Annotated in this window: 17 protein-coding genes; 16 read left to right on the top strand and 1 reads right to left on the bottom strand. The window is 68.6% G+C overall.

The genetic code is table 11. The features are described 5' to 3' along the window. Window positions 1-23: 23 nt before the first annotated feature. The 14 genes from H4696_RS30460 to H4696_RS30395 all read left to right on the top strand — a co-directional run bounded on the left by H4696_RS30460 (window position 24) and on the right by H4696_RS30395 (window position 20,095). Window positions 24-776 (top strand): MlaE family ABC transporter permease, encoded by a 753-nt coding sequence (locus H4696_RS30460; RefSeq protein WP_013222532.1) that lies wholly within the window; start codon window positions 24-26, stop codon window positions 774-776. Between the two features lie 4 nt (window positions 777-780). Beyond that, entirely contained in the window at window positions 781-1,617 is an 837-nt protein-coding gene (locus H4696_RS30455) for an MlaE family ABC transporter permease (RefSeq protein ID WP_003060266.1), read from the top strand. Then, window positions 1,614-2,939 carry an MCE family protein gene (locus H4696_RS30450; RefSeq protein ID WP_086860687.1) on the top strand — a complete coding sequence of 442 codons (1,326 nt, stop codon included), beginning with the start codon at window positions 1,614-1,616 and terminating at the stop codon, window positions 2,937-2,939. Before H4696_RS30455 ends, H4696_RS30450 begins: the two co-directional genes overlap by 4 nt. After that, the gene (locus H4696_RS30445; protein WP_086860685.1) at window positions 2,936-3,964 is read left to right on the top strand and encodes an MCE family protein; all 1,029 of its coding nucleotides are present in this window, start codon (window positions 2,936-2,938) and stop codon (window positions 3,962-3,964) included. Before H4696_RS30450 ends, H4696_RS30445 begins: the two co-directional genes overlap by 4 nt. Next, window positions 3,961-4,947, top strand: coding sequence for an MCE family protein (locus H4696_RS30440; protein ID WP_086860683.1), 987 nt, complete (start codon window positions 3,961-3,963; stop codon window positions 4,945-4,947). Before H4696_RS30445 ends, H4696_RS30440 begins: the two co-directional genes overlap by 4 nt. Further along, window positions 4,944-6,128, top strand: a complete 1,185-nt coding sequence (locus H4696_RS30435; RefSeq protein ID WP_086860682.1) for an MCE family protein — start codon at window positions 4,944-4,946, stop codon at window positions 6,126-6,128. The genes H4696_RS30440 and H4696_RS30435 overlap by 4 nt, the downstream gene beginning before the upstream one ends. Further along, window positions 6,125-7,303 (top strand): MCE family protein, encoded by a 1,179-nt coding sequence (locus H4696_RS30430; RefSeq protein WP_086860680.1) that lies wholly within the window; start codon window positions 6,125-6,127, stop codon window positions 7,301-7,303. Before H4696_RS30435 ends, H4696_RS30430 begins: the two co-directional genes overlap by 4 nt. Beyond that, a complete protein-coding gene (locus tag H4696_RS30425) occupies window positions 7,303-8,568 on the top strand; it encodes an MCE family protein (RefSeq protein ID WP_086860678.1) in 1,266 nt (421 codons plus the stop codon). Before H4696_RS30430 ends, H4696_RS30425 begins: the two co-directional genes overlap by 1 nt. 36 nt (window positions 8,569-8,604) lie before the next feature. Then, a complete protein-coding gene (locus H4696_RS30420) occupies window positions 8,605-9,183 on the top strand; it encodes a hypothetical protein (protein WP_086860676.1) in 579 nt (192 codons plus the stop codon). 82 nt (window positions 9,184-9,265) lie between these two features. Then, window positions 9,266-10,243 carry a hypothetical protein gene (locus H4696_RS30415; protein WP_086860674.1) on the top strand — a complete coding sequence of 326 codons (978 nt, stop codon included), beginning with the start codon at window positions 9,266-9,268 and terminating at the stop codon, window positions 10,241-10,243. Window positions 10,244-11,209: 966 nt separating this feature from the next. Then, complete coding sequence (gene rpoB / locus H4696_RS30410; protein WP_086860672.1) at window positions 11,210-14,713, top strand: DNA-directed RNA polymerase subunit beta; 3,504 nt, start codon at window positions 11,210-11,212, stop codon at window positions 14,711-14,713. Window positions 14,714-14,799: 86 nt separating this feature from the next. Continuing rightward, window positions 14,800-18,711 carry a DNA-directed RNA polymerase subunit beta' gene (locus H4696_RS30405; RefSeq protein ID WP_192782623.1) on the top strand — a complete coding sequence of 1,304 codons (3,912 nt, stop codon included), beginning with the start codon at window positions 14,800-14,802 and terminating at the stop codon, window positions 18,709-18,711. 87 nt (window positions 18,712-18,798) lie between these two features. Beyond that, window positions 18,799-19,230 (top strand): hypothetical protein, encoded by a 432-nt coding sequence (locus H4696_RS30400; RefSeq protein ID WP_143264988.1) that lies wholly within the window; start codon window positions 18,799-18,801, stop codon window positions 19,228-19,230. Window positions 19,231-19,483: 253 nt separating this feature from the next. Continuing rightward, window positions 19,484-20,095 (top strand): hypothetical protein, encoded by a 612-nt coding sequence (locus tag H4696_RS30395; protein WP_086857715.1) that lies wholly within the window; start codon window positions 19,484-19,486, stop codon window positions 20,093-20,095. A gap of 49 nt (window positions 20,096-20,144) precedes the next feature. On the opposite strand, the gene H4696_RS30390 is transcribed toward H4696_RS30395, so the two are convergent. Then, window positions 20,145-20,918, bottom strand: a complete 774-nt coding sequence (locus H4696_RS30390; RefSeq protein ID WP_086857716.1) for a M15 family metallopeptidase — start codon at window positions 20,916-20,918, stop codon at window positions 20,145-20,147. A 346-nt stretch (window positions 20,919-21,264) separates the two neighbouring features. Between H4696_RS30390 and H4696_RS30385 the strand changes: the two genes are divergently transcribed. Both H4696_RS30385 and H4696_RS30380 read left to right on the top strand, forming a co-directional pair. Next, window positions 21,265-21,906, top strand: a complete 642-nt coding sequence (locus H4696_RS30385; RefSeq protein ID WP_225955847.1) for a zinc ribbon domain-containing protein — start codon at window positions 21,265-21,267, stop codon at window positions 21,904-21,906. Window positions 21,907-22,212: 306 nt separating this feature from the next. Further along, the gene (locus tag H4696_RS30380; protein WP_086857718.1) at window positions 22,213-24,060 is read left to right on the top strand and encodes a hypothetical protein; all 1,848 of its coding nucleotides are present in this window, start codon (window positions 22,213-22,215) and stop codon (window positions 24,058-24,060) included. Window positions 24,061-24,073 lie beyond the last annotated feature (13 nt).

Here is a 24,073-nt window from a genome sequence, read left to right as displayed (position 1 = left end):
AGGCGAAGATCCCCGGGATCGGGATGCTCCGAGAGACCGGGAACCTGTTCGCTCTCGGCCTGGACATCGTCCGCGGCCTGTTCCAGCGCCCGTTCCAGCTGCGGGAGTTCATCCAGCAGTCGTGGTTCATCGCGAGCGTGACCATCCTGCCGACGGCCCTCGTGGCGATCCCGTTCGGCGCGGTCATCTCGCTGCAGTTCGGCTCGCTCGCCCGCCAGCTGGGCGCGCAGTCCTACACCGGCGCGGGCTCCGTGCTCGCCACCGTGCAGCAGGCCAGTCCACTGGTCACCGCGTTGCTGGTGGCGGGCGCGGGCGGCTCCGCCGTCTGCGCCGACATCGGCGCCCGGACCATCCGCGAAGAGATCGCCGCGATGGAGGTGCTCGGCGTCTCCGCGGTGCAGCGGCTGATCGTGCCGCGCACCCTCGCGATGATGCTGGTCGCGCTGCTGCTCAACGGCATGGTCAGCGTCATCGGCGTGCTGGGCGGCTACTTCTTCAACGTCGTGCTGCAGGGCGGGACGCCGGGTGCGTACCTGGCGAGCTTCTCGGCCCTCGCGCAGCTGCCCGACCTCTGGGTCGGTGAGCTCAAGGCGCTGATCTTCGGGTTCATCGCCGCCGTCGTCGCGTCCTACCGGGGCTTGAACCCCTCCGGCGGCCCGAAGGGCGTCGGGGACGCGGTGAACCAGTCGGTGGTCATCACGTTCCTGCTGCTGTTCGTCGTGAACTTCGTGATCACCCTGATCTACCTGCAGATCGTGCCCGGAAAGCTGGACTAGCGCCATGACGTTCCTCCAGGGCGCGAAACGCGTCGCCAATCGACCCCTCCAGACGCTGGACACCTTGGGTGACCAGATGTCGTTCTACGGCCGGGCGCTGCTGTGGACGCCGCGGACGCTGCGCCGCTACACCAAAGAGGTCCTCCGGCTGCTGGCCGAGGTGAGCTTCGGGTCCGGCTCGCTCGCGGTCATCGGCGGCACGGTCGGCGTGATGGTCGGCCTGACGCTGTTCACCGGTGTCCTCGTCGGCCTCCAGGGCTACTCGGCGCTGAACTCGATCGGGACGTCGGCCTTCACCGGCTTCCTGACCGCGTTCTTCAACACCCGCGAGATCGCTCCGCTGGTCGCCGGCCTCGCGCTGAGCGCCACGGTCGGCGCCGGGTTCACCGCGCAGCTGGGCGCGATGCGGATCTCCGAGGAGATCGACGCGCTGGAAGTCATGGGCGTGCCGAGCCTGCCGTACCTGGTGACGACGCGGATCATCGCCGGGTTCGTGGCGGTCATCCCGCTCTACATCATCGGCTTGCTGAGCTCGTACCTCGCGTCACGGCTGGTCGTCATCTACATCTACAACCAGTCGGCCGGTACCTACGACCACTACTTCGACCTCTTCTTACCGCCGCAGGACGTGCTCTATTCGTTCATCAAGGTGCTGCTCTTCAGCGTCTTGATCATCCTGTCCCACTGCTACTTCGGGTACCGGGCCACCGGTGGCCCGGCCGGGGTCGGCGTCGCGGTCGGCAAGGCCGTGCGCCTGTCCATCGTCACGGTGTCGATCATGAACTTCTTCATCGGGTTCGCCATCTGGGGAACCGACGTCACGGTAAGGATCGCGGGATGAGGACGCTCCGACGCAGGCTGCTCGGCCTGCTGCTCATCGCCGTGATGGTCGGCGGGGTGGCGCTGTCCATCGCGCTCTACGACAAGGCGTTCACGCCGGTCGTCACGGTCAAGCTCCAGGCCGACAAGATCGGCAACCAGCTGATCAAGCAGTCCGACGTCAAGGTGCGCGGGCTGATCGTCGGGTCCGTCCAGGACATCGTCGCCACGGACGAGGGCGCCGAGCTCACGCTCGCGCTCAAGCCGGAGTCGGCGAAGCTGATCCCGGAGAACGTCTCGGCGCGGTTCCTGCCGAAGACGCTCTTCGGCGAGCGGTTCGTCTCCCTGGAGATCCCGAAGGACCCGTCGTCGAAGACGCTGGCCAGCGGGGACGTCATCCCGCAGGACCGCACGTCGGGCGCGGTCGAGCTGGACCAGGCCTTCGAGCACCTGATGCCGGTGCTGCAGGCCGTGCAGCCGCAGAAGCTGTCGGCGACGCTCACCGCGATCTCGACCGCCCTGCAGGGCCGCGGCGACCAGCTCGGCGACACGCTGACGCAGCTGGGCACCTACATCGGCGAGCTGAACCCGCACGAGCCCGAGCTGCAGCACAACCTCAAGGCGCTCGCGGAGTTCTCCGACCACCTGAAGGACGCCGCGCCGGACCTGGTGCAGAGCCTCGACAACCTGAGCACGACCACCCGGACCGTGGTCGACCAGCAGCAGAACCTGTCGAACCTCTACGGCAGCCTGACCCAGGCCTCGATCGACCTGCAGACGTTCCTGCAGAACAACAAGGAAAACATCATCTCCCTCGCCGACACCGCCCGGCCGACGGCCGAGCTGCTGGCGAAGTACGCGCCGGAGTACCCCTGCGTGATCTCCCAGATGGCCGACAACGTCCCGCTGATCGACCAGGCCCTCGGCAAGGGCACCGACAAGCCCGGCCTGCACGCCACGATCGAGATCATCGTGCCGCGCGCGCCGTACGAGGCGGGCAAGGAAGAGCCGCGGTTCGAGGACAAGCGCGGGCCGCGCTGCTACGACATGAAGGACATCCCGAAGCCGTTCCCGTCCGAGCCGCCGGACGGCGCGTTCAAGGACGGCACGAAGCACCAGGCCGCCCCGAAGACCGTCGGCGAAGGCCTCAACCCGGCCAAGTTCAAGGCGGACGCGGCCGGCAACGGCGCGGGTGCCGGTGACCTGGCGTACTCGAGCGCGGAACAGGGCTTCCTGGCCGACCTGCTCGGCCCGCAGCTGGGCATGAACGCCGCGGACGTCCCGGGCTGGAGCGCCCTGCTCGTCGGCCCGCTGTACCGGGGCGCGGAGGTGACGGTCAAGTGAGGGGCCTGCTCGCGCCGCTGATCAAGCTCGGCATCTTCGTGGTCGTCACCGTGCTGTTCACGACGATCCTCGGGATCAGCATCGCCAACATCAACACCACCAGCACCAACGCCTACAAGGCGCGCTTCACCGACGCGACGCTCCTGCTGCCCAACGACGACGTCCGCATCGCCGGCGTCCGGGTCGGGCAGGTCAAGGACGTCAAGATCGTCGACAAGCGCCAGGCCGAGGTCGAGTTCGAGGTCGACGCCGGCTGGCAGCTGCCGGCCGGGGTGACCGCGCAGATCAAGTTCCGCAACCTGGTCGGCCAGCGCTACGTCTCCCTCGGCGAGGGGGAGAACAGCGGCGGCAAGACGCTCGGCCCCGGCGGCACCATCCCGCTGGAGCGGACCACGCCGGCGCTGGACCTGACCGAGCTGTTCAACGGCTTCAAGCCGCTGTTCACCGCGCTCAACCCGGACGACGTCAACAAGCTGTCGTACGAGGTCATCCAGGTCCTGCAGGGCGAGGGCGGCACCGTCGAAAGCCTGCTTTCGCACACCGCGTCGCTGGCCACCACGATCGCGAACAAGGACCAGGTGATCGGCGAGGTCATCGACAACCTCAACTCGGTGCTGGACACGGTCAACGCGCACACGCCGCAGCTGAACGACCTGATCGTCAAGCTGCAGCAGCTGACCTCCGGGCTGGCCGCGGACCGCAAGCCGATCGGGGACGCCATCGAGAGCCTCGGCAACCTGGCCCAGACGACGTCCGGGCTGCTCGGCGAGGTCCGCGAGCCGCTGAAGAACGACATCAGCGCGCTCGGCAACCTCACGAACCAGCTCAACAAGAACGAGCCGGAGCTGGAGCACTTCATCCAGTTCCTGCCGACCAAGGTGAGCACGCTGACCCGCACCGCGGACTACGGCTCCTGGTTCAACTTCTACGCCTGCGAGTTCACCGGGAGCGTCAGCTTGCCGCCGCTGATCAACGACGTGCCCCTGCCCCTGATCCCGGCCAACCGGGAGAGGTGCAAGGGATGAAGTCCTTCCAGAAGCGCAACCCCGTCCCGATCGCCCTGGTCGGCATCGTCGTGCTGGCGCTCGGCTTCCTCGCCGCGCTCAACTCCGACGACCTGCCGGTGATCGGCGGCGGCACCACCTACACCGCCGAGTTCAGCGAAGCCTCCGGGCTGCAGAAGGACAACGACGTCCGGGTCGCCGGCGTCAAGGTCGGCAAGGTCAGCGACATCGAGCTCGACGGCGCGTCGGTCAAGGTGTCGTTCAAGGTCAAGGACGCCTGGCTGGGCGACCGGACCAGCGCCGCGATCAAGATCAAGACGCTGCTGGGCCAGAAGTACCTGTCGCTGGACCCGCAGGGCCAGGGCGCGCTCAACCCGGGCACGGCGATCCCGCGGGACCGCACGATGGCCCCCTACGACGTGCTCGACGCCTTCCGCGGGCTCTCCCAGACCGTCGACAACATCGACACCAAGCAGCTGGCGCAGAGCTTCGACACCATCTCGCAGACCTTCGCCAACACGCCGGAAGACGTGAAGGGCGCGCTCTCGGGCCTGTCGAAGCTCTCGGACACCATCGCCTCGCGCGACCAGCAGCTGTCCAACCTGCTGGCCAACACCCGCGAGGTGTCGCAGACGCTGGTCGACCGCGACGCCGAGGTGCAGAAGCTGCTCACCGACGGCAACAAGCTGCTGGACGAGCTGTCCAAGCGCGAAGAGGCGATCACAGCGCTGCTCGACGGCTCCCGTGAGCTGGCGACGCAGCTGCAGGGCCTGATCGACGACAACGACAAGCAGCTCGACCCGGTGCTGACCTCGCTGGACCAGCTGACGTCGATGCTGCAGCGCAACCAGGACTCCCTGGCCGACGGCATCAAGAAGTTCGCGCCGTTCATCCGCGTCTTCACCAACACCATCGGCAACGGGCGCTGGTTCGACAACTACATCTGCGGTCTGCTGCTGCCGTCGTTCGGCCCGATCAACGAAGAGGGGTGCTACACGAAATGAGTGACACCCGCTTCGGCCAGACCCTCACCAGGGGTTTCACCATCGCGATCGTCCTCGCGCTCGTCGTCGCCGGCGGGATTTGGTGGACCCTCAAGGACGCCGGCCGCAACCACCTGACCGCGTACTTCGCCGGCGCCGTCGGCCTGTACGAGGGCAACAGCGTGCGGATGCTCGGCGTCGACATGGGCACGGTCACCAAGATCCAGCCCATGGGCAACCAGGTGAAGGTCGAGCTCGAGTACGACCGCTCGGTCGCCGTCCCGGCCGACGCGAAGGCGCTCATCGTGGCGCCGTCGCTGGTGTCGGACCGCTACGTCCAGCTCGCCCCGGCCTACACCGGCGGCCCGCGGATCTCCGACGGCGCGGTGATCGGCCTCGACCGCACCGAGGTTCCCCTCGAGGTCGACCAGCTGGCGTCCAGCCTGGCCCGGGTCAGCGAGACCCTCGGCCCGAACGGCGCCAACAAGAACGGCTCGCTGTCGAACCTGCTGAACACCGCCGCGGCCAACGTCGACGGCAACGGGCAGGCCCTGCACGACACGATCACCAAGCTCGGCCAGGCGGCCGGAACGCTGGCCGGCAACAAGGACGACCTGTTCTCCACCGTGGAGAACCTCGGGAAGTTCTCGCAGACGCTGGCCGACTCCGACAAGTCGGTACGCAACTTCGAGAGCCAGCTCGCCGACGTCAGCGGCTACCTGGCGTCCGAAAAGGACAACCTGGCCGCGACCGTGCAGCAGCTGGGCACCACGCTCACCGCGGTGCAGTCGTTCATCGACGCCAACCACGACCGGCTGAAGTCCAACGTGGACAAGCTGGCCGGCGTCACCAAGGTGCTCGTCGACCAGCGCAGCTCGCTCGCCGAGATCCTCGACGTCGCCCCGGTCGGCCTGAGCAACCTGGTCAACACCTACAACGGCGCGGCGGGCACGCTCGACGCCCGGCCGAACCTCAACGAGCTGACCCAGCCCCCGCTGGTGATGATCTGCCGGCTGCTCAAGCAGACCCCGGACGCGCTCGACGCGCTCGGCAACATCTGCGAAGGCATTGCCGGCGTGGTCGACGGGCTGGTCCCGCTGCCGTCCGTGGCGCAGACGGTCCAGGCGCTGCAGGCGGGCAAGCTCCCGCCGCTGCCGCTGCCCATCGCCGGGCAGCTCTACGGCACGGGAGGTGGCCAGTGAGGAAGCTGCTGACCGTCGGAGCGCTCGCCACGGCGTCCGCGCTGGTGCTCTCCGGCTGCGCGTTCAAGGGCATCTACGACCTGCCGCTGCCCGGCGGCGCCGACCTCGGCGACCACCCGTACACGGTGAACGTCGAATTCCGGGACGTGCTCGACCTGACCCCGCAGGCCGGGGTGAAGGTCAACGAGGTGCCGATCGGCCGGGTCGAGAACGTCGGCCTGACCAAGGACGGCTGGCACGCGCTGGTAACCCTCAAGGTCAACGGCGACGTCAAGCTGCCGGCCAACGCGCTGGCCAACGTCAAGCAGTCGAGCCTGCTCGGGGAGAAGTACGTCGAGCTCGCGTCGCCGGGCGACGACCAGGCCCAGGGCAAGCTCGCCGACAACGCGACCATCCCGCTGGCCCGGACGAACCGCAGCGTCGAGGTCGAAGAGCTGCTCGGCGCGCTGTCGCTGCTGCTCAACGGCGGTGGGGTCGACCAGCTCAACACCATCACCAAGGAGCTCAACAACGCCACCTCCGGCCGCGAGCCGGACATCAAGGCGCTGCTGGACAACGCGAACCAGCTGGTCACGAACCTCGACCAGCAGTCGCGCAACATCACCCGCGCGCTCGACGGGCTGAACCGGCTGTCCTCGACCCTGAACGGCCAGAAGGACAAGCTGGTCGGCGCGGTCGACAACCTGGCGCCCGGCCTCGGCGTGCTGGAGTCGCAGCGCGGCCAGCTGGTCACGATGCTGCAGGCGCTGGACAACCTCTCCGGCGTCGCCACCGACACCGTGAACCGCTCGCAGAAGGACCTCGTCGCCGACCTGAAGGCGCTGACCCCGACGTTGCAGAAGCTCGGCGAGGCGGGCAACGACCTGCCGAAGGCCCTGCAGATCCTGCTGACGTTCCCGTTCAGCGACCAGGCCGTCAACGACGTCAAGGGCGACTACTTCAACCTGTTCGCGAAGGTGGACCTGAACCTGAAGACCGTCGTCGAAAACCTCGGCAACAGCAGGCAGAACGCGCTCGCCGGGCAGATCCCGCTGCCGGGGCTCACCGGCGGCGTCGAGGGCACCCCCGCCAACCAGCCGCCGCCACTGCCGATCCCCGGTGACGGGCAGCAGTCCGGGCAGTCGCAGCCGGGCCTCGGCAATCTCTTCGGGCTCCTGTCGGGAGGTGCGGGCTGATGCTGGTGCGCAGGACGAAGATCCAGCTGATCGCCTTCGCGGTCATTTCGGTCGTCGCGATCGTGTACGCGCTGATCCGGTTCGCCGGCCTCGGCACCGTGTTCGGCAACGACGGCTACACGGTGAAGCTGCAGCTCAACGAGTCGGGCGGCATCTTCACCAACGCCGAAGTCACCTACCGCGGCTACAACATCGGCCGGGTCGGCGAAATGCGGCTCACCCCGACCGGGCTCGAGGCCGACCTGAACATCGACCCGTCGGCGCCCCAGGTACCGGCGGACCTCGACGCGGTCGTCGCCAACCGGTCGGCGGTCGGCGAGCAGTACGTCGACCTGAAGCCGAAGGCCGACAAGGGCCCGTACCTGGCCTCGGGTTCGGTGATCCCGGCGGCCAAGACGACCACCCCGGTCAGCACCGAACGGCTGATCGGCGACCTCGACTCGCTCGCCGCGTCGGTCCCGGTCGACTCGCTGCGCACGGTCGTCGACGAGTCCTACGACGCTTTCCGCGGCACCGGCGGCGACCTGCAGAAGCTGCTGGACACCGCGCGCAGCTTCACCACGACCGCGCAGGAGTACCTCCCGCAGACGATCCAGCTGCTGGACCAGGGCGGGAAGGTGCTCGACACGCAGAACGACGAGGCGGCGAACTTCGCGTCGTTCAGCAAGAGCCTCAACGAGCTCACCGGCACGCTGAAGAACTCCGACGGCGACCTGCGCAAGCTCATCGGCATCACGCCGCAGGTGGCCGCCCAGGTCAGCCAGGTGCTGAAGGAGTCCGGGCCGGGCCTGGGCGCGCTGACGGCGAACCTGCTCACCACGGCCAACCTGACGGTGACCCGGCTCGACGGCATCGAGCAGGGCCTGGTCACCTACCCGGCGCTGGCCGGCGCGGCGAGCAGCGTCGCACCCGGCGACGGGACCGCCCACCTGGGCCTGGTGCTCAACCTGTTCAACCCGCCGGCCTGCACCAAGGGCTACATGCCGTATTCGCAGTACCGGACCGGGAACAACCTGTCGCCGCGGCCCGCGGACGACAAAGCGTACTGTGCCGAACCGAAGGGCAGCCCGATCAACGTCCGCGGCTCGCAGAACGCGCCGTACGGCGGGGTCCCGGTCGCGCCGTCCGACGCCGACGTCTCGGCCAACGCGAACCGGCCGGCCGAGGAGCTGGCGGAGGAGCGCAACACCCGCGGCGTGCCGGGCATCGTCGGCAGCCCCGGCGTCAGCCTGAACAGCCTGGGTGCGCTGCTCGGACTGGCCTGACGTGGATTTGATGACCGCCACCTACCCTGGAGTGCCATGAGTACGGACGAGCCGGCCGCCGTCGAGGACACCGGCGGCACCCCGCCGCCGGCCGAGGAGCCGTCTTCCTCGCGGACCCTGGTGCTCGGCGCCGGCGCGCTGGCACTGGCCGCGCTGATCGCCGCCGCGTTCTTCGGGATCCAGTGGTGGGCGGCCGCGGCCGACGACAACGCCGACCTGGCGGCCTCGCGCGAGGCCGTCGTCAAGGCGGGCAGCAACGCGCTGAAGGCCTACACCGAGGTCGACTACACCGACCTCGACGGCTTCTTCGCCCGGCAGAAGTCGGTGTCGGACGACAAGATGGCCCAGCAGATCGACCAGTCGGCGCCGACGTTCCGCAAGGCGCTCGCCGACGCCAAGACGAAGGTCACCACGGACGTCCAGGACATCGCCGTCGAGGAGCTGGACGACCACGAAGGCAAGGCCAGTTTCCTCGCCGCCATCGCCACGACCGTCACCCAGGGTGACAAGAGCAGCGCCAAGCCGTTGCGCCTCGAGGTGTCGATGACCCGCGTGGGCGACGCGTGGAAGCTGTCCGGCATCGACAGCGTCCCGCTCGTCGCGGCCGGCCAGTAACACCCAGAAGGAGCCCGTAGTGCCCCCCTCCCGCCGCCAGCCGCCTCGCAGCAGCAGCACCCCGCCGTCGCGCCGGCCGCGCGTGGCCGGTCTGCGCAAGCCGTCGACGGACGAGTCCGCCGCCGAGCGGACCGGCCAGCTCCCCGCCGTGCCCGCCGAGCCGCGCAAGCCGCGCCCCCGGCCGGCCCCGCGCCCGGTACCGCGGCCGGCCGCCAAGCCCGAGCCGTTCGAAGCCACGACCGGCCAGCTCGACACGGCGCCGTCCGCCGAGGACACCGCGGTGTTCGCGGCCGTCGGCACCGAGGAGGAGCCCGAGGTCGACGCGCTCACCGGCGAGCCGGTCGCCGAGGAAGAAGAGACCCCCGCCCGCCCCGCACCGCGCCGGAAGAAGCGCGACACGGGCATCGCGAAGCCGACCGAAGAGTCCGAGGTCGCGGTCGCGGACACCGCTTCGGAGGCGGAGCCGGCCGCGGGCTCGCGCGTGCAGAAGCCGTACGTCGTGGCGGGTGCGCTGGTGCTCGTCGCGCTGGTGCTCGGTGGGCTGGCGTTCTGGTTCAAGTACGAAGAGGTCCAGGTCTCCTCGGCGACCAGCAACACAGCGCTGCTGGACGTCGCGAAGACGGCGCAGGTCAAGGACTCCGTGTCGAAGGCGGCCGAGGCGCTGTTCTCCTACGACTTCAACAACATCAAGAAGACCGAGGACGCGGCCAACGACCTGCTGGCCAACGACGACGTCCGCGCCAAGTACAACTCCCTGATGGGCGAGGTCAAGCGGCTCGCGCCGGAGCAGAAGATGGTCGTGACCTGCAAGGTGACGCGTTCGGCGGTCATCATGCTGAACGGCGACCTGGCGAAGGTGATGGTCTTCGTCGACCAGACCTCGACCCGCACGGACACGAAGAAGACGACGGCGGGCACGGCCCAGCTGCACTTGAACGCCCAGCTGCAGGGTGACAAGTGGAAGATCACGGACATGGACACGTACAACGCGCCGAAGGTCCCGGCGGCGAGCCAGGCACCGGCGTCCTCGGCGCCGGCGTCGCCTTCGCCGAGCAAGTAGCCGCGCTGAAGGGCCCCCTCTGCTCTCGAGATGAGCGGAGCGGGCCCTTCGTCGCGTCGTGGGCCCGCGTCTTGAATGAGTCATTCAGGGCGTCGGAGGTCCTGAATGACTCATTCAAGACCTCTGGGTCGCGTCGCCTTCGCCGACGAAGCAGCTTCGGGCGGGAGCGTCCGCGCTGAAGGGCCCTCCGCTCACGAGACGAGCGGAGCGGGCCCTCGCCGCGTCGGTGGGCCTGGGCCGGGCGACCTCCGCGCTTCGCGCGTGGCTGAGCCCGGTGGCCGCCCAGGCGCTCTTGTACGGCGTTCAGCGACCCGGCCGGGGTGGCCCGGACCACCGGCGGCCGGAACGACCGCCGAGAGGTCCGTCACGGCCCCGCGAGACCCCTCTCCGCGCCCGTGTCGCCTGGGGCACGAGTGACCGCTGTGACTCGCCCGACCCCTCCTCCGAACGGCCCTCCGCGACACCCTCCAAACCGCCCCGAGGAGAACTTCTCCGCCCGTGCCGGGTGGCGTACGGCACAGCCACAACGACGGAATCCGTGGAAAAACCGCAGGTCGAACCGCTTTACTGGCGCTACCAGCCAGTAACCTGCATGATATTCGGCCGCTTACGCTCCGCTGACCCTCTTCAACGCTGCGCCAACCGGGCCGACCCCCGTGTGGCATCTTGACTCTCGGCGCCGCTGGGTTCACGCTTACTCCCGACGGCGAAACCGGCGGCCCTTGCGGGAGGGACAACCGGCTCGCCTGGAGGCATACCTGAAGACGTCGCGAGGCAGGCTGGGCCCCATCGGGAGCGCCCCCTGGACAGACCGCGCCGTTCGGGCTAGACTGCCTCTTTGCGCTGCCCTCTTTCAGGCTGCCCGGAGCCGGTAGTTAGGATAGTGGGCACACGGCACCCTTGACAGTCGCTCATAGCTGTTGCTATGGCGGCCGTCACCGCTCATTGTCCCCGGAAGGACGCATCTTGGCAGTCTCTCCCGCGAACCAGGCCACTGCTGCGACCACCTCGGCTGAATCTCGCTCGGAGTCCACGGGAATCCCCGGCGCGCCCAAGCGGGTTTCCTTCGCAAAGATTCGCGAACCCCTCAGCACTCCCAACCTGCTCGACGTCCAGATCCAGTCGTTCCAGTGGTTCACCGGGGACGAAGCGTGGTTCGAACGCCGTGTCGAAGAAGGTGAAGAAAACCCGGTCGGCGGCCTCGAAGAGGTCCTGAACGAGATCTCCCCGATCGAGGACTTCTCCGGTTCGATGTCCCTGTCCTTCTCCGCTCCGCGCTTCGACGAGGTCAAGGCCTCGATCGAGGAGTGCAAGGACAAGGACATGACCTACGCCGCGCCGCTGTTCGTCACGGCCGAGTTCGTCAACAACAACACGGGCGAGATCAAGAGCCAGACGGTCTTCCTGGGCGACTTCCCGGTGATGACCGACAAGGGCACGTTCATCATCAACGGCACCGAGCGTGTCGTCGTGTCCCAGCTGGTCCGCTCGCCGGGCGTCTACTACTCGAAGGACGTCGACAAGACGACCGACAAGGACGTCTTCAGCGTCCGCGTGATCCCGAGCCGCGGCGCGTGGCTCGAGTTCGACGTCGACAAGCGCGACACCGTCGGCGTCCGCATCGACCGCAAGCGCCGCCAGCCGGTCACCGTCCTGCTGAAGGCGCTGGGCTGGACCACCGAGGCGATCCGCGAGCGCTTCTCCTTCTCGGAGACGCTGCTGGCGACCCTCGAGAAGGACCACACCGCCGGCACCGACGAGGCCCTGCTCGACATCTACCGCAAGCTGCGCCCGGGCGAACCGCCCACGAAGGAGAGCGCGCAGACCCTGCTGGAGAACCTGTTCTTCAAGGCGAAGCGCTACGACCTGGCCAAGGTCGGCCGGTACAAGGTCAACAAGAAGCTGGGCCTCGAGACGCCGTACGACACCGGGACGCTGACCGAAGAGGACATCGTCACCACCATCGAGTACCTGGTCCGGCTGCACGCCGGCGAGGACAAGATGGACGCCGCGAACGGCACCGAGATCCCGGTCGAGACCGACGACATCGACCACTTCGGCAACCGGCGCCTGCGCACGGTCGGCGAGCTGATCCAGAACCAGATCCGGGTCGGCCTCTCCCGCACCGAGCGCGTCGTGCGCGAGCGCATGACCACGCAGGACGTCGAGGCGATCACGCCGCAGACCCTGATCAACATCCGCCCGATCGGCGCGGCGATCAAGGAGTTCTTCGGCACCTCGCAGCTGTCGCAGTTCATGGACCAGAACAACCCGCTGTCGGGCCTGACGCACAAGCGTCGTCTCTCGGCCCTCGGCCCGGGTGGTCTGTCCCGTGAGCGCGCCGGCATGGAGGTCCGGGACGTCCACCCGTCGCACTACGGCCGCATGTGCCCGATCGAGACGCCGGAAGGCCCGAACATCGGCCTGATCGGCTCGCTCTGCTCGTACGCGCGGGTCAACCCGTTCGGCTTCATCGAGACGCCGTACCGCAAGGTCGTCGAGGGCCGGGTCACCGACCAGGTCGACTACCTGACCGCGGACGAAGAGGACCGGTACGTCAAGGCCCAGGCCAACGCGCCGATCTCGGACGACGGCACCTTCGTGGAAGACCGGGTCATGGCCCGCCGCAAGGGTGGCGAGGTCGAGCTGATCGACCCGCTCGACATCGACTACATGGACGTCTCGCCGCGGCAGATGGTCTCGGTCGCGACGGCGATGATCCCGTTCCTCGAGCACGACGACGCGAACCGCGCCCTGATGGGTGCGAACATGCAGCGCCAGGCCGTGCCGCTGCTGCGCAACCAGGCCCCGTACGTGGGCACGGGTGTGGAGCTGCGCGCCGCGGTCGACGCCGGTGACGTGCTCGTCGCCGAGCAGGCCGGCATCGTCGAGGAGCTCTCGGCGGACCTGATCACGATCATGCACGACGACGGCACGCGGAAGAGCTACGGACTGTACAAGTTCCGCCGCTCGAACCACGGCACCTGCTTCAACCACCGCCCGATCGTCAACGAGGGCGACCGGGTCGAGCAGGGTCAGGTCATCGCCGACGGCCCGTCCACCGAGAACGGTGAGATGGCGCTCGGCAAGAACCTGCTCGTCGCGGTCATGCCGTGGGAGGGCCACAACTACGAGGACGCGATCATCCTCTCCGAGCGCCTGGTGCAGGACGACGTCTTGACGTCGATCCACATCGAGGAGCACGAGATCGACGCCCGCGACACCAAGCTGGGCGCCGAGGAGATCACCCGGGACATCCCGAACGTCTCCGAGGAGGTCCTGGCCGACCTCGACGAGCGGGGCATCATCCGCATCGGTGCCGAGGTCCGCGACGGCGACATCCTGGTCGGCAAGGTCACGCCGAAGGGCGAGACCGAGCTGACGCCGGAAGAGCGCCTGCTCCGCGCGATCTTCGGCGAGAAGGCCCGCGAAGTCCGCGACACCTCGCTGAAGGTGCCGCACGGCGAGACCGGCAAGGTCATCGGCATCCGCGTGTTCTCGCGCGAGGACGACGACGAGCTGCCCCCGGGCGTCAACGAGCTGGTCCGCGTCTACGTGGCCCAGAAGCGCAAGATCCAGCCGGGCGACAAGCTCGCCGGCCGGCACGGCAACAAGGGTGTCATCGGCAAGATCCTGCCGGTCGAGGACATGCCGTTCATGGAGGACGGCACCCCGGTCGACATCATCCTGAACACCCACGGTGTGCCGCGACGGATGAACATCGGCCAGATCCTCGAGCTGCACCTGGGCTGGCTGGCCTCGCAGGGCTGGACGATCGAGGGCAACCCGGACTGGGCGAAGAACCTGTCCGAGGAGCTCTACGACGTCGCGCCCGGCACGAACACCGCCACCCCGGTGTTCGACGGCGCGAAGGAAGAGGAGCTCACCGGGCTGCTCAGCGCGACCAAGCCGAACCGTGACGGCGAGCGCATGGTCAAGGAGAACGGCAAGGCCACGCTGTTCGACGGCCGCTCCGGCGAGCCGTACCCGTACCCGGTCGCCGTCGGCTACATGTACATCCTGAAGCTGCACCACCTGGTCGACGACAAGATCCACGCCCGCTCCACCGGTCCGTACTCGATGATCACGCAGCAGCCGCTGGGTGGTAAGGCGCAGTTCGGTGGCCAGCGCTTCGGTGAGATGGAGTGCTGGGCGATGCAGGCGTACGGCGCCGCCTACACGCTGCAGGAGCTGCTGACGATCAAGTCGGACGACGTGGTCGGCCGCGTGAAGGTGTACGAGGCCATCGTCAAGGGGGAGAACATCCCCGAGCCGGGCATCCCGGAGTCGTTCAAGGTGCTCCTCAAGGAGCTCCAGTCGCTGTGCCTCAACGTCGAGGTGCTCTCCAGCGACGGCGCGGCGATCGAGATGCGCGACTCCGACGACGAGGACCTCGAGCGCGCCGCGGCCAACCTCGGCATCAACCTGTCCCGCAACGAGTCGCCCTCGGTGGACGACGTCGTGCACTGATGCGAGCTGAGGCGGGCCCTGCCTCCCGCGGGGCCCGCCTCGCCCGCCAACCCCTCTAGCCGAAACAACCCCAAGGGGATCTAGACGTGCTGGACGTCAACTTCTTCGATGAGCTCCGCATTGGTCTCGCCACGGCCGACGACATCCGTCAGTGGTCGTACGGCGAGGTCAAGAAGCCGGAGACCATCAACTACCGGACGCTCAAGCCCGAGAAGGACGGCCTCTTCTGCGAGAAGATCTTCGGTCCGACCCGGGACTGGGAGTGCTACTGCGGCAAGTACAAGCGCGTCCGCTTCAAGGGCATCATCTGTGAGCGCTGCGGCGTCGAGGTGACCCGCGCCAAGGTGCGCCGCGAGCGGATGGGCCACATCGAGCTGGCCGCCCCGGTCACCCACATCTGGTACTTCAAGGGTGTTCCCTCGCGCCTCGGCTACCTGCTGGACCTGGCGCCGAAGGACCTCGAGAAGATCATCTACTTCGCTGCTTACGTCATCACCGGCGTGAACACGGAGCTGCGCCACAACGACCTGCCGACCCTCGAGAACGAGATCGGCGTCGAGCGCAAGAACCTCGAGACCAAGCGCGACGCGGACATCGAAGCCCGCGCGCAGAAGCTGGAAGCCGACCTGGCCGAGCTGGAGGCGGAGGGCGCCAAGTCCGACGTCCGCCGCAAGGTCAAGGAAGGCGGCGAGCGCGAGATGCGCCAGCTGCGTGACCGCGCCGGTCGCGAGCTGGACCGCCTCGAGGAGGTCTGGACGACCTTCACGAAGCTCGACACCCGCCAGCTGATCGCCGACGAGCTGCTCTACCGCGAGCTCGTCGACCGCTACGGCGAGTACTTCACCGGCGGCATGGGCGCGGAGGCCATCCAGAAGCTGGCCACCGAGTTCGACGTCGCCGCGGAGGCCGAGAGCCTGCGCGACACGATCCGCAACGGCAAGGGGCAGAAGAAGCTCCGCGCGCTGAAGCGGCTCAAGGTCGTCGCGGCGTTCCAGGCCACCGGCAACGACCCGCGCGGCATGGTGCTCGACGCCGTCCCGGTCATCCCGCCGGACCTGCGCCCGATGGTGCAGCTGGACGGTGGCCGCTTCGCGACCTCCGACCTGAACGACCTGTACCGCCGGGTGATCAACCGGAACAACCGCCTCAAGCGGCTGATCGACCTCGGCGCGCCCGAGATCATCGTCAACAACGAGAAGCGGATGCTGCAGGAGGCCGTCGACGCGCTGTTCGACAACGGCCGCCGCGGGCGTCCGGTCACCGGCCCGGGCAACCGGCCGCTGAAGTCGCTGTCCGACCTCCTCAAGGGCAAGCAGGGCCGGTTCCGCCAGAACCTGCTCGGCAAGCGCGTCGACTACTCGGGCCGTTCGGTCATCATCGTCGGCCCGCAGCTGAAGCTGCACCAGTGCGGTCTGCCGAAGGACATGGCGCTCGAGCTGTTCAAGCCGTTCGTCATGAAGCGGCTGGTCGACCTGAACCACGCGCAGAACATCAAGTCCGCCAAGCGGATGGTGGAGCGCTCGCGGCCGCAGGTGTGGGACGTGCTGGAAGAGGTCATCACCGGCCACCCGGTGATGCTGAACCGCGCGCCGACGCTGCACCGCCTCGGCATCCAGGCCTTCGAGCCGCAGCTGGTCGAAGGCAAGGCCATCCAGCTGCACCCGCTGGTCTGCGAGGCGTTCAACGCGGACTTCGACGGTGACCAGATGGCGGTGCACCTGCCGCTGTCGGCCGAGGCGCAGGCCGAGGCCCGGATCCTGATGCTGTCGGCGAACAACATCCTCTCGCCGGCGTCGGGCCGTCCGCTCGCCATGCCGCGACTGGACATGGTGACGGGTCTGTTCCACCTGACCCGCCTCAACGAGAAGGCCGAGGGCGCGGGCAACGCGTACTCGTCGCCGGCCGAGGCCATCATGGCCTTCGACCGCAAGGCGCTGGGCCTGCACGCCCCGATCAAGATCCGCGTGACCGACCGTCAGCCGGCGAAGGCTGACGAAGCGGCGCTCGCGGAGAAGGGCTGGGAGCCGGGCAAGCCGTGGCTGGCCGAGACGACCCTGGGCCGCGTGCTGTTCAACGAGCTGCTGCCGGCGGACTACCCGTTCATCAACGAGCCGATGCCGAAGAAGCGTCAGGCCGCGATCGTGAACGACCTCGCCGAGCGGTACTCGATGACCCAGGTCGCGCAGACCCTGGACCGCCTGAAGGACGCCGGTTTCTACTGGGCGACCCGCTCGGGCGTCACCGTCGCCATCTCGGACGTGCTCACCCCGGTGGGCAAGAAGGCCATCCTCGACGAGTACGAGGGCAAGGCCTCCCAGGTGGAGAAGCGCTACCAGCGCGGTCAGCTGTCGCACACCGAGCGCAACAACGAGCTCGTCAAGGTGTGGACGCAGGCCACCGAAGAGGTCCACAAGATCATGGAGACGGCGCTGCCGGACGACAACCCGATCGCCATGATCGTGAAGTCGGGCGCCGCCGGTAACATGACGCAGGTCCGGTCGCTGGCCGGTATGCGTGGCCTGGTGTCGAACCCGAAGGGTGAGTACATCCCGCGTCCGATCAAGGCCAACTTCCGTGAAGGCCTGTCGGTGGCGGAGTACTTCATCGCGACGCACGGTGCCCGGAAGGGCCTGGCGGACACGGCGCTCCGCACCGCCGACTCGGGTTATCTGACCCGTCGTCTGGTGGACGTCTCGCAGGACGTCATCGTCCGCGAGATCGACTGCGGCACCACCCGCGGCATCATGATGCCGATCGGCGAGGACATCGGCGACGGCAAGGTCCTGCGCGACCAGCACGTCGAGACCTCCGTGTACGCGCGGAACCTCGCGACGGACGCGGTGGACGCCAAGGGCAACGTCGTGCTGAACGCGGGCGACGACATCGGCGACCCGGCCATCGAGAAGCTGCTCTCCAGCGGCATCTCGAAGGTCAAGGTCCGCTCGGTGCTGACCTGCGAGTCGGCCGTCGGCATCTGCGCGACCTGCTACGGCCGCTCGATGGCGACCGGTCAGCTCGTCGACGTCGGCGAGGCCGTGGGTATCGTCGCGGCCCAGTCGATCGGTGAGCCGGGCACGCAGCTGACGATGCGTACGTTCCACCAGGGTGGTGTCGCCGGTGACGACATCACGACCGGTCTGCCCCGTGTGCAGGAGCTCTTCGAAGCTCGTGTCCCGAAGGGCAAGGCGCCGATCGCCGACGTCGATGGCCGCGTGCGCATCGAGGAGAGCGAGCGGTTCTGGAAGATCACGCTGATCCCGGACGACGGCGGCGAAGAGATCGTCTTCGACAAGCTGTCCAAGCGTCAGCGGCTCGCGAACACCCCGAACGGCCCGCTGGGCGACGGCGACCACGTCAACGTCGGTCAGCAGCTGCTCGAGGGCACGCCGGACCCGCACGAGGTCCTGCGGGTCATGGGGCCGCGCGAGGCGCAGATGCACCTGACGGACGAGGTCCAGAAGGTGTACCGGGCGCAGGGTGTGTCGATCCACGACAAGCACATCGAGGTCATTGTGCGGCAGATGCTGCGCCGCGTGACGATCATCGACTCCGGTGCCACGGACTTCCTCCCGGGCGAGCTGCCCGAGCGGACCAAGTTCGAGGCGACGAACCGGGCCGCGGTCGCCGAGGGCGGCGAGCCGGCTTCGGGCCGTCCGGTGCTGATGGGTATCACGAAGGCGTCGCTCACCACGGACTCGTGGCTGTCGGCGGCCTCGTTCCAGGAGACCACGCGAGTCCTGACCGACGCGGCCATCAACGGCCGTTCGGACAAGCTCGTGGGCCTCAAGGAGAACGTGATCATCGGTAAGCTGATCCCGGCCGGTACGGGCATCAACAAGTACCGCAACATCCAGGTGCAGCCGACCGAGGAGGCGCGGGTCGCGGCTTACGCGATCCCGTCCTACGACGACGGCTACTACACCCCGGACGTGTTCGGTACGGGCACCGGTGCCGCGGTTCCGCTGGACGACTACGACTTCGGCCGCGACTTCCGCTGAAGCTGAGTCATGAGAAAGGCCCTCGCCGGGTTTCCCGGCGGGGGCCTTTCCCGTGTGGCCGGAACCGCGTAAACCACTTCATTTGTCATGCGTTCCGCCGGGCGAAGAGCGGCGGTTTTGCTCGCCGCGCTCGTCACGGCGATGGCGGCTTCGGACCGGAGCGGTGTTTCGATCACGTTCGACAAGCCGTCCTATGGGACCGGCGACGAAATCCACGCCACGGTCAGGCTGACGAACAACGGCTCCGGCCGGGCGACCGGGCTCACGGTTTTCCAGGACTTCGACCCGATCGACCTGTTCGTCCCCTACGGCGGCTGGGGCGCGCTCGAAAACCGGCCAGGACTGACGATCGAGGCCGGCGGGTCGTTCGAGCTGACGGTGTCCGGCCAGGTCCGGGACCCCGAGCAGACCACGACGGCCCTGCGCGGCCGGGTGTTCGACGGGACCGGGTTCGGGGTCGGTTCGTTCGACTCCCGGGTGCCGGTCACGAAGGTGCCCGGCCGCGCGACGGGCGTCTGATACGCCGACCGCAACGGCAACGGCGCCCTCGACGGCGGCGAACCGCTCCCCGGTACCACGCTCACCCTGCGGTACGTCCACAACACCAGGACCTACGCGGCCACGAGCGACGGGGAAGGGAAGTTCACCTTCGACCTCCCGGCCGGGGACTACACCCTCGGCGGCGAGGTCGTCGACGGCTGGCTGGTCCCGTGGCAGACCCTCCGGATCGCGGCGGACATGTCGGACCTGCTCGTACGGCGGCGCGCCGCCGTTGAACGGCGCGCTGACCGCGTCGCTGGCGTTCACCCAGGACAGCTACCAGCCGGGCGACCTGGCCCACCTCACCGTGACGCTGGCGAACTCGGGCCCGACCCCGCTCACCGGCATCGTGGCCGCGTGCAACCGCGTCGGCGACGGTCACCTGCTGAACGCGACCGGCCCCGGGTGGGGTGATCTCGTGTGGAACCGCGGCGACTTCGGGTACAGCGAAGTCGACATCGACAACCACGCGAACGCCCGCGCCGAGGCCGCGGTGCCGGGAGGGCAGGCCGTCGTCGAGGGCAGCATCGGGGTGCTCGACGACCGAGGCGGGATCGCGCAGGGGCTGGCCGGCACCGAGGTCGTGCTGGTGTCCGACCGGCACTGCCCGGTCGCGGGCCGGCAGACCAGCGACGCCGGCGGGCACTTCCTCTTCGAGAACGTGGCTCCGGGCCCCGAGTACCGGCTGTACTTCCTGACCCCGGCGGGCTGGAGGACCAAGTACGAGAACCCGACCGGGATCGCGGTCCAGGGTCCGCCGTCGAACCACTACGCGTACCGGATCGCCGCCGAGGAAGGCGACGCGCCGCCGCCGGAGGTGCCGGTCAACCCCGCGGACTGCTGACGTCCCGGCGGTGCGGCGCCCCCGGTCCACAGTGGACCGGGGGCGCCGTTCACCGCAGGCTGCAGCGGGCCACCGGGAAGTCGAAGTACGTGTCCGGGAACGGCTCGCCGTTCAGCGTGTAGTGCCACCACTCCTCGGGCAGGTTGCGGAAGCCCGCCGCCGTCATCGCGTTCCGCAGTACGTCGCGGTTCGTCCGCGCCACCCCCGTGATCGCCGGGTTGTCCGTGTGGGCCAGCGGGTCGAAGCAGTCGTAGCCCGTGCCCATGTCGACCATGTTGTCCGGGAACCGCTGGTCCTGCGGCGCGAAGCACGGCTTCAGCGGCTCGCCGGGAACGTACGGCCGCTGGTGGCGCGGCGGGAGCTTCACCAGCGTGAGGTCCATCGTGCTGCCGCGGCTGTGGCCGGACTTCTCCGCGATGTACCCGTCTTCGAACAGCCGGTCCTTCTCGACGTTCGGGTAGAACTCCGCCTTCATCTTCTCGTCGGCGAGGTCCTTCGCCCACCGCACGAAGTGGTCGACCGCGCGCTGCGGGCGGTAGCAGTCGTACACCTTGAGCGTGTAGCCCTGCCGGAGCACCTGCGCCTGGACCTGCCGCAGGCCGTCGGCCGCCTGGCGGGTCAGGATGCAGGTGGGCTCGAGGTAGCCGTCGATCCGCTGCCCGACGAAGTTGTGCCGGGTCGCGTAGCGGATGTCCTGCCGGATCGACGGCGCCACGTCGGACAGCGCGACGAACTCGGCGGCCGGGGCGGCCCGGGCGGGAGCGGGGACGGCGACCCCGGCCAAGGCGGCGAGGGCGACGGCGAAGACGCGGAAGATCGGCATCCCTCTCGTCTATCAGCCGAGCCCCGGCCGCGCAGCCGCCAGACCGGTCACGACCAGCCTTCCGACGTCGTCGCGCGGACGAAGTCGTCGGACGGCGGCTGCACCGGCCGGCCTTCGAACTGCGTCGGCAGCACCGTCGACGCGGTCGTCTGGTCAGCGTCCGCTTTGGCCGGTTTGGGGTCCGGACAGCTGTTTGCCGGTGGTGGGTACTCGCTCGTGGCGGTCGTCGGCGGCGTTCTGGCGCTGCTTCCGTTGGCCCTGCCGGCATCCCGTAACGGCTGGTAGCCGCGTCGTTGTCGGCAAATCTCTCGTCCCCGGCGCCGCGGCCGGGTGGCGAAGATGGGCCGTGGCTGACTCTGTGCCCTTCACGGACAACTTCGCGGACCTCTCCAACACGCAGGGGTACCAGTTCGAGTTCCGCTGCGAGCGCTGCGGGAACGGCTTCCGCTCCGCGTTCCAGCGCGACAACGTCGAGACCGGGCGAAGCGTGCTTCGCGCCGTCGGCTCGTTCTTCGGCGGCACGCTGCGCGACCTGAGCAACTCCGCCGACCAGTGGCGGTACGACCGCGCGACGAACTCGCCGGCCAAGGACAAGGCGCTGGCCGCCGCCGTCCAGGAGATCACGCCGAGCTTCCGGCAGTGCCGTGGCTGCGGCGACTGGATGTGCCACGACCAGTGCTGGAACGAGGAGATCGGCCAGTGCCTGCGCTGCTCGCCGAGCGTCGCGGAGGAGATCTCGCGCGCCCAGGCGTCGGCCCAGCGCGACCAGATCTGGGACAAGGCCCGCGAAAAGGACTGGACCACCGACCTCGACCTCGACACCCGTGCCAAGGTCACCTGCCCCGGCTGCGGTCTCAAGGCCGACGGCGGCAAGTTCTGCTCGTCCTGCGGTACTTCCCTGGCTTTGAAGGTCGGCTGCGGCGGCTGCGGGAGCGAGGGCAACAAGCCGGGAGCGCTGTTCTGCTCGGATTGCGGCGCCAAACTCTGAGCGAAGTTCCCGGCACTACATAACGAATGAATAACGAGCAGCCCCGGCGTTCAGGCGCCGGGGCTGCGCCATTGTGACCAACCGTGACACCGCCGGTTGGTCTAGATACCCTGCTCACCCATTCGGCCTAGTGAGCCGCGTCAACTCGGCCCACGTCGTGGGAGATTAACCCGTTCGGGTTCGTTCTCATTCTTTGATCACGGCTGGACCCGTCGCCCGCTTGGGGCGAATATCCCGTTCAGGTCTGCTGACGTCAGCTTTCCGTTGTGTCCCAACGGTTTCCGTCTGCCCAGAATAGGGAGAACCATGCGATCAACTCCGTCGCGTCCGGGCCGGTGGCGAAAGGTGGTGACCGGCGCCGCGGCTCTCGCCCTCGCGGCCGGTGCGGTCACGTACACCGGTTCGTCCACCGGCGCCTACGCCGACGTCCAGACCGTCACCGACGCGAAGACCGCGTCCGACGGCAAGCAGTACTGGGTGCAGAACCACCTGGTGACCAAGGATCTCGCGCGCTCGGCGGCCGGCACGCCCAAGAAGTGGCTGCTCGTCTGGGCCGGTGACGAGAACATCGCCGACACGCTCGTCAAGGACGTCAAGAACCTGCCGGGCACGCTCGGCGGCGGGCTCAACAAGGTCAAGAACGCGTTGCCCGGCCCGGACTTCCTCGCCGTCATCGACGCGACGCAGGGTTCGCCGACGTACGGCAAGGTCGTCAACACCGCCACCGTCGGGCCGCTCGTCGAGAACGAGCCGCACCACATGCAGTACGTGTGGCACAAGGGCGACACCATCTACGCCGGCGCGCTGTTCGCCGCCGCGACGTACGCCTTCGACGTCAGCGCGTTGCCGCAGCTGAAGCTCAAGGGTGTCAGCCTGCCGACCAACACGCTCGGCGGAAGTGTCCCGGACGCCTACTGGGTGCTCAAGGACGGCACCGCGTATGGCACCTACATGGGCGGCCCGGTCGTCCCCGGCCCGCACGCCTACGCCGACGGCTCCACGCAGATCGGCAACGGCTTCGCGGGCAGCCCCGGCGAAGTCGTCCACTTCGGACAGAACGCGCAGGTGCTCTCGGAGTCCCCGGCGGCGACCCCGCAGGGCGACAACAAGAAGCTCTGCGACAACCTGCCGCAGCTGGGCACGCCGACCTGCGCCAACCCGCACGGCATCCAGGCGCGCGAGGACCTGAACACGCTCGTCACGAGCGACTACGCCGAGCCGCGCAACATCATCCTCGACCCGGTGAAGCAGCCGTCGCCGTACCTGCGCCGGCCGACCGTGCGGACCTGGGACATCTCCGACCGCAACCACCCGAAGCTCAAGTCGGTGTCGTACCTGGCCGACGGCCCGCGCGCCGATCCCGCCGACCCGCTGCACGCCGAGAGCCGCGCGGTCATGGAGACCACGGTGACCAACCTGCCGGGTCACAAGGGCGCGTTCGCCCAGACCATGCAGGGCGGCGCGGTGTTCTACACGCCGGACATCACCGCGGCCGAGCCGCACTGGATCGAGGTGTTCGACGACGGCGCCGCGAACAAGTCCATCTACGCGAACAACGATTCGAACGGCGCCAGCTCCAACGGCGGCTGGATCCAGACGAGCCCGGACGACAAGTACCTCTACCGCGCGATCGTCGGGCGGCAGAAGGGCACCCTCTGGGCCGACGACCCCGGCACCACCGGCGGCGTCTACGTCCTCGACATCCAGAAGCTGGTCAACGCCGGCGACCGGATCGAGGACATCCAGGGCCGGGTCGACACCAAGGCGAAGGCGCAGCAGGGCGGGGGCGGCGACCTGCCGACCGTCGTCGGCGCGGCCCCGATCAACCCCGGCACGCCGGGCGCGGGCCCGCACTGGGGCGCCTACGACAACTGGGCGCTCGGCAGCGACGGTTTCTACCACGAAACCACGTCGCCGCAGCACCTCGCGGTGTCGAACTACTTCGTCGCCCGGTCCGGTTTGGACGGTGACCACAAGGTCAACCTGCTGAACCTCGGCCCGGACGGGAAGGTGTCGGTCGACCCGAACTTCCGGGACGAGTTCACCGGCCAGGTCGGCATCAACTTCAACCGCAAGTCGTGGCCGCACGGGGACTTCGGCAACGCCAAGCCGCACTCCGAGCTGTTCGTGGTCGCGGACGCCGACATCAAGTAGCCGACGCGGGCGG

Source organism: Amycolatopsis lexingtonensis (assembly GCF_014873755.1).
Taxonomy (GTDB): domain Bacteria; phylum Actinomycetota; class Actinomycetes; order Mycobacteriales; family Pseudonocardiaceae; genus Amycolatopsis; species Amycolatopsis lexingtonensis.
Note: the sequence above shows the minus strand (reverse complement) of the source record. Positions and strands in the feature narration are given on the sequence as shown.

Excerpts from the sequence above, each read along its gene's own strand:
- H4696_RS30460 (WP_013222532.1), top strand. The coding sequence starts at position 24 with ATGCTCCGAGAGACCGGGAACCTGTTCGCTCTCGGCCTGGACATCGTC.
- H4696_RS30420 (WP_086860676.1), top strand. The coding sequence starts at position 8,605 with ATGAGTACGGACGAGCCGGCCGCCGTCGAGGACACCGGCGGCACCCCG.
- H4696_RS30380 (WP_086857718.1), top strand. The coding sequence starts at position 22,213 with ATGCGATCAACTCCGTCGCGTCCGGGCCGGTGGCGAAAGGTGGTGACC.
- H4696_RS30425 (WP_086860678.1), top strand. The coding sequence starts at position 7,303 with ATGCTGGTGCGCAGGACGAAGATCCAGCTGATCGCCTTCGCGGTCATT.
- H4696_RS30390 (WP_086857716.1), bottom strand. The coding sequence starts at position 20,918 with ATGCCGATCTTCCGCGTCTTCGCCGTCGCCCTCGCCGCCTTGGCCGGG.
- H4696_RS30450 (WP_086860687.1), top strand. The coding sequence starts at position 1,614 with ATGAGGACGCTCCGACGCAGGCTGCTCGGCCTGCTGCTCATCGCCGTG.
- H4696_RS30400 (WP_143264988.1), top strand. The coding sequence starts at position 18,799 with ATGCGTTCCGCCGGGCGAAGAGCGGCGGTTTTGCTCGCCGCGCTCGTC.
- H4696_RS30440 (WP_086860683.1), top strand. The coding sequence starts at position 3,961 with ATGAAGTCCTTCCAGAAGCGCAACCCCGTCCCGATCGCCCTGGTCGGC.
- H4696_RS30435 (WP_086860682.1), top strand. The coding sequence starts at position 4,944 with ATGAGTGACACCCGCTTCGGCCAGACCCTCACCAGGGGTTTCACCATC.
- H4696_RS30455 (WP_003060266.1), top strand. The coding sequence starts at position 781 with ATGACGTTCCTCCAGGGCGCGAAACGCGTCGCCAATCGACCCCTCCAG.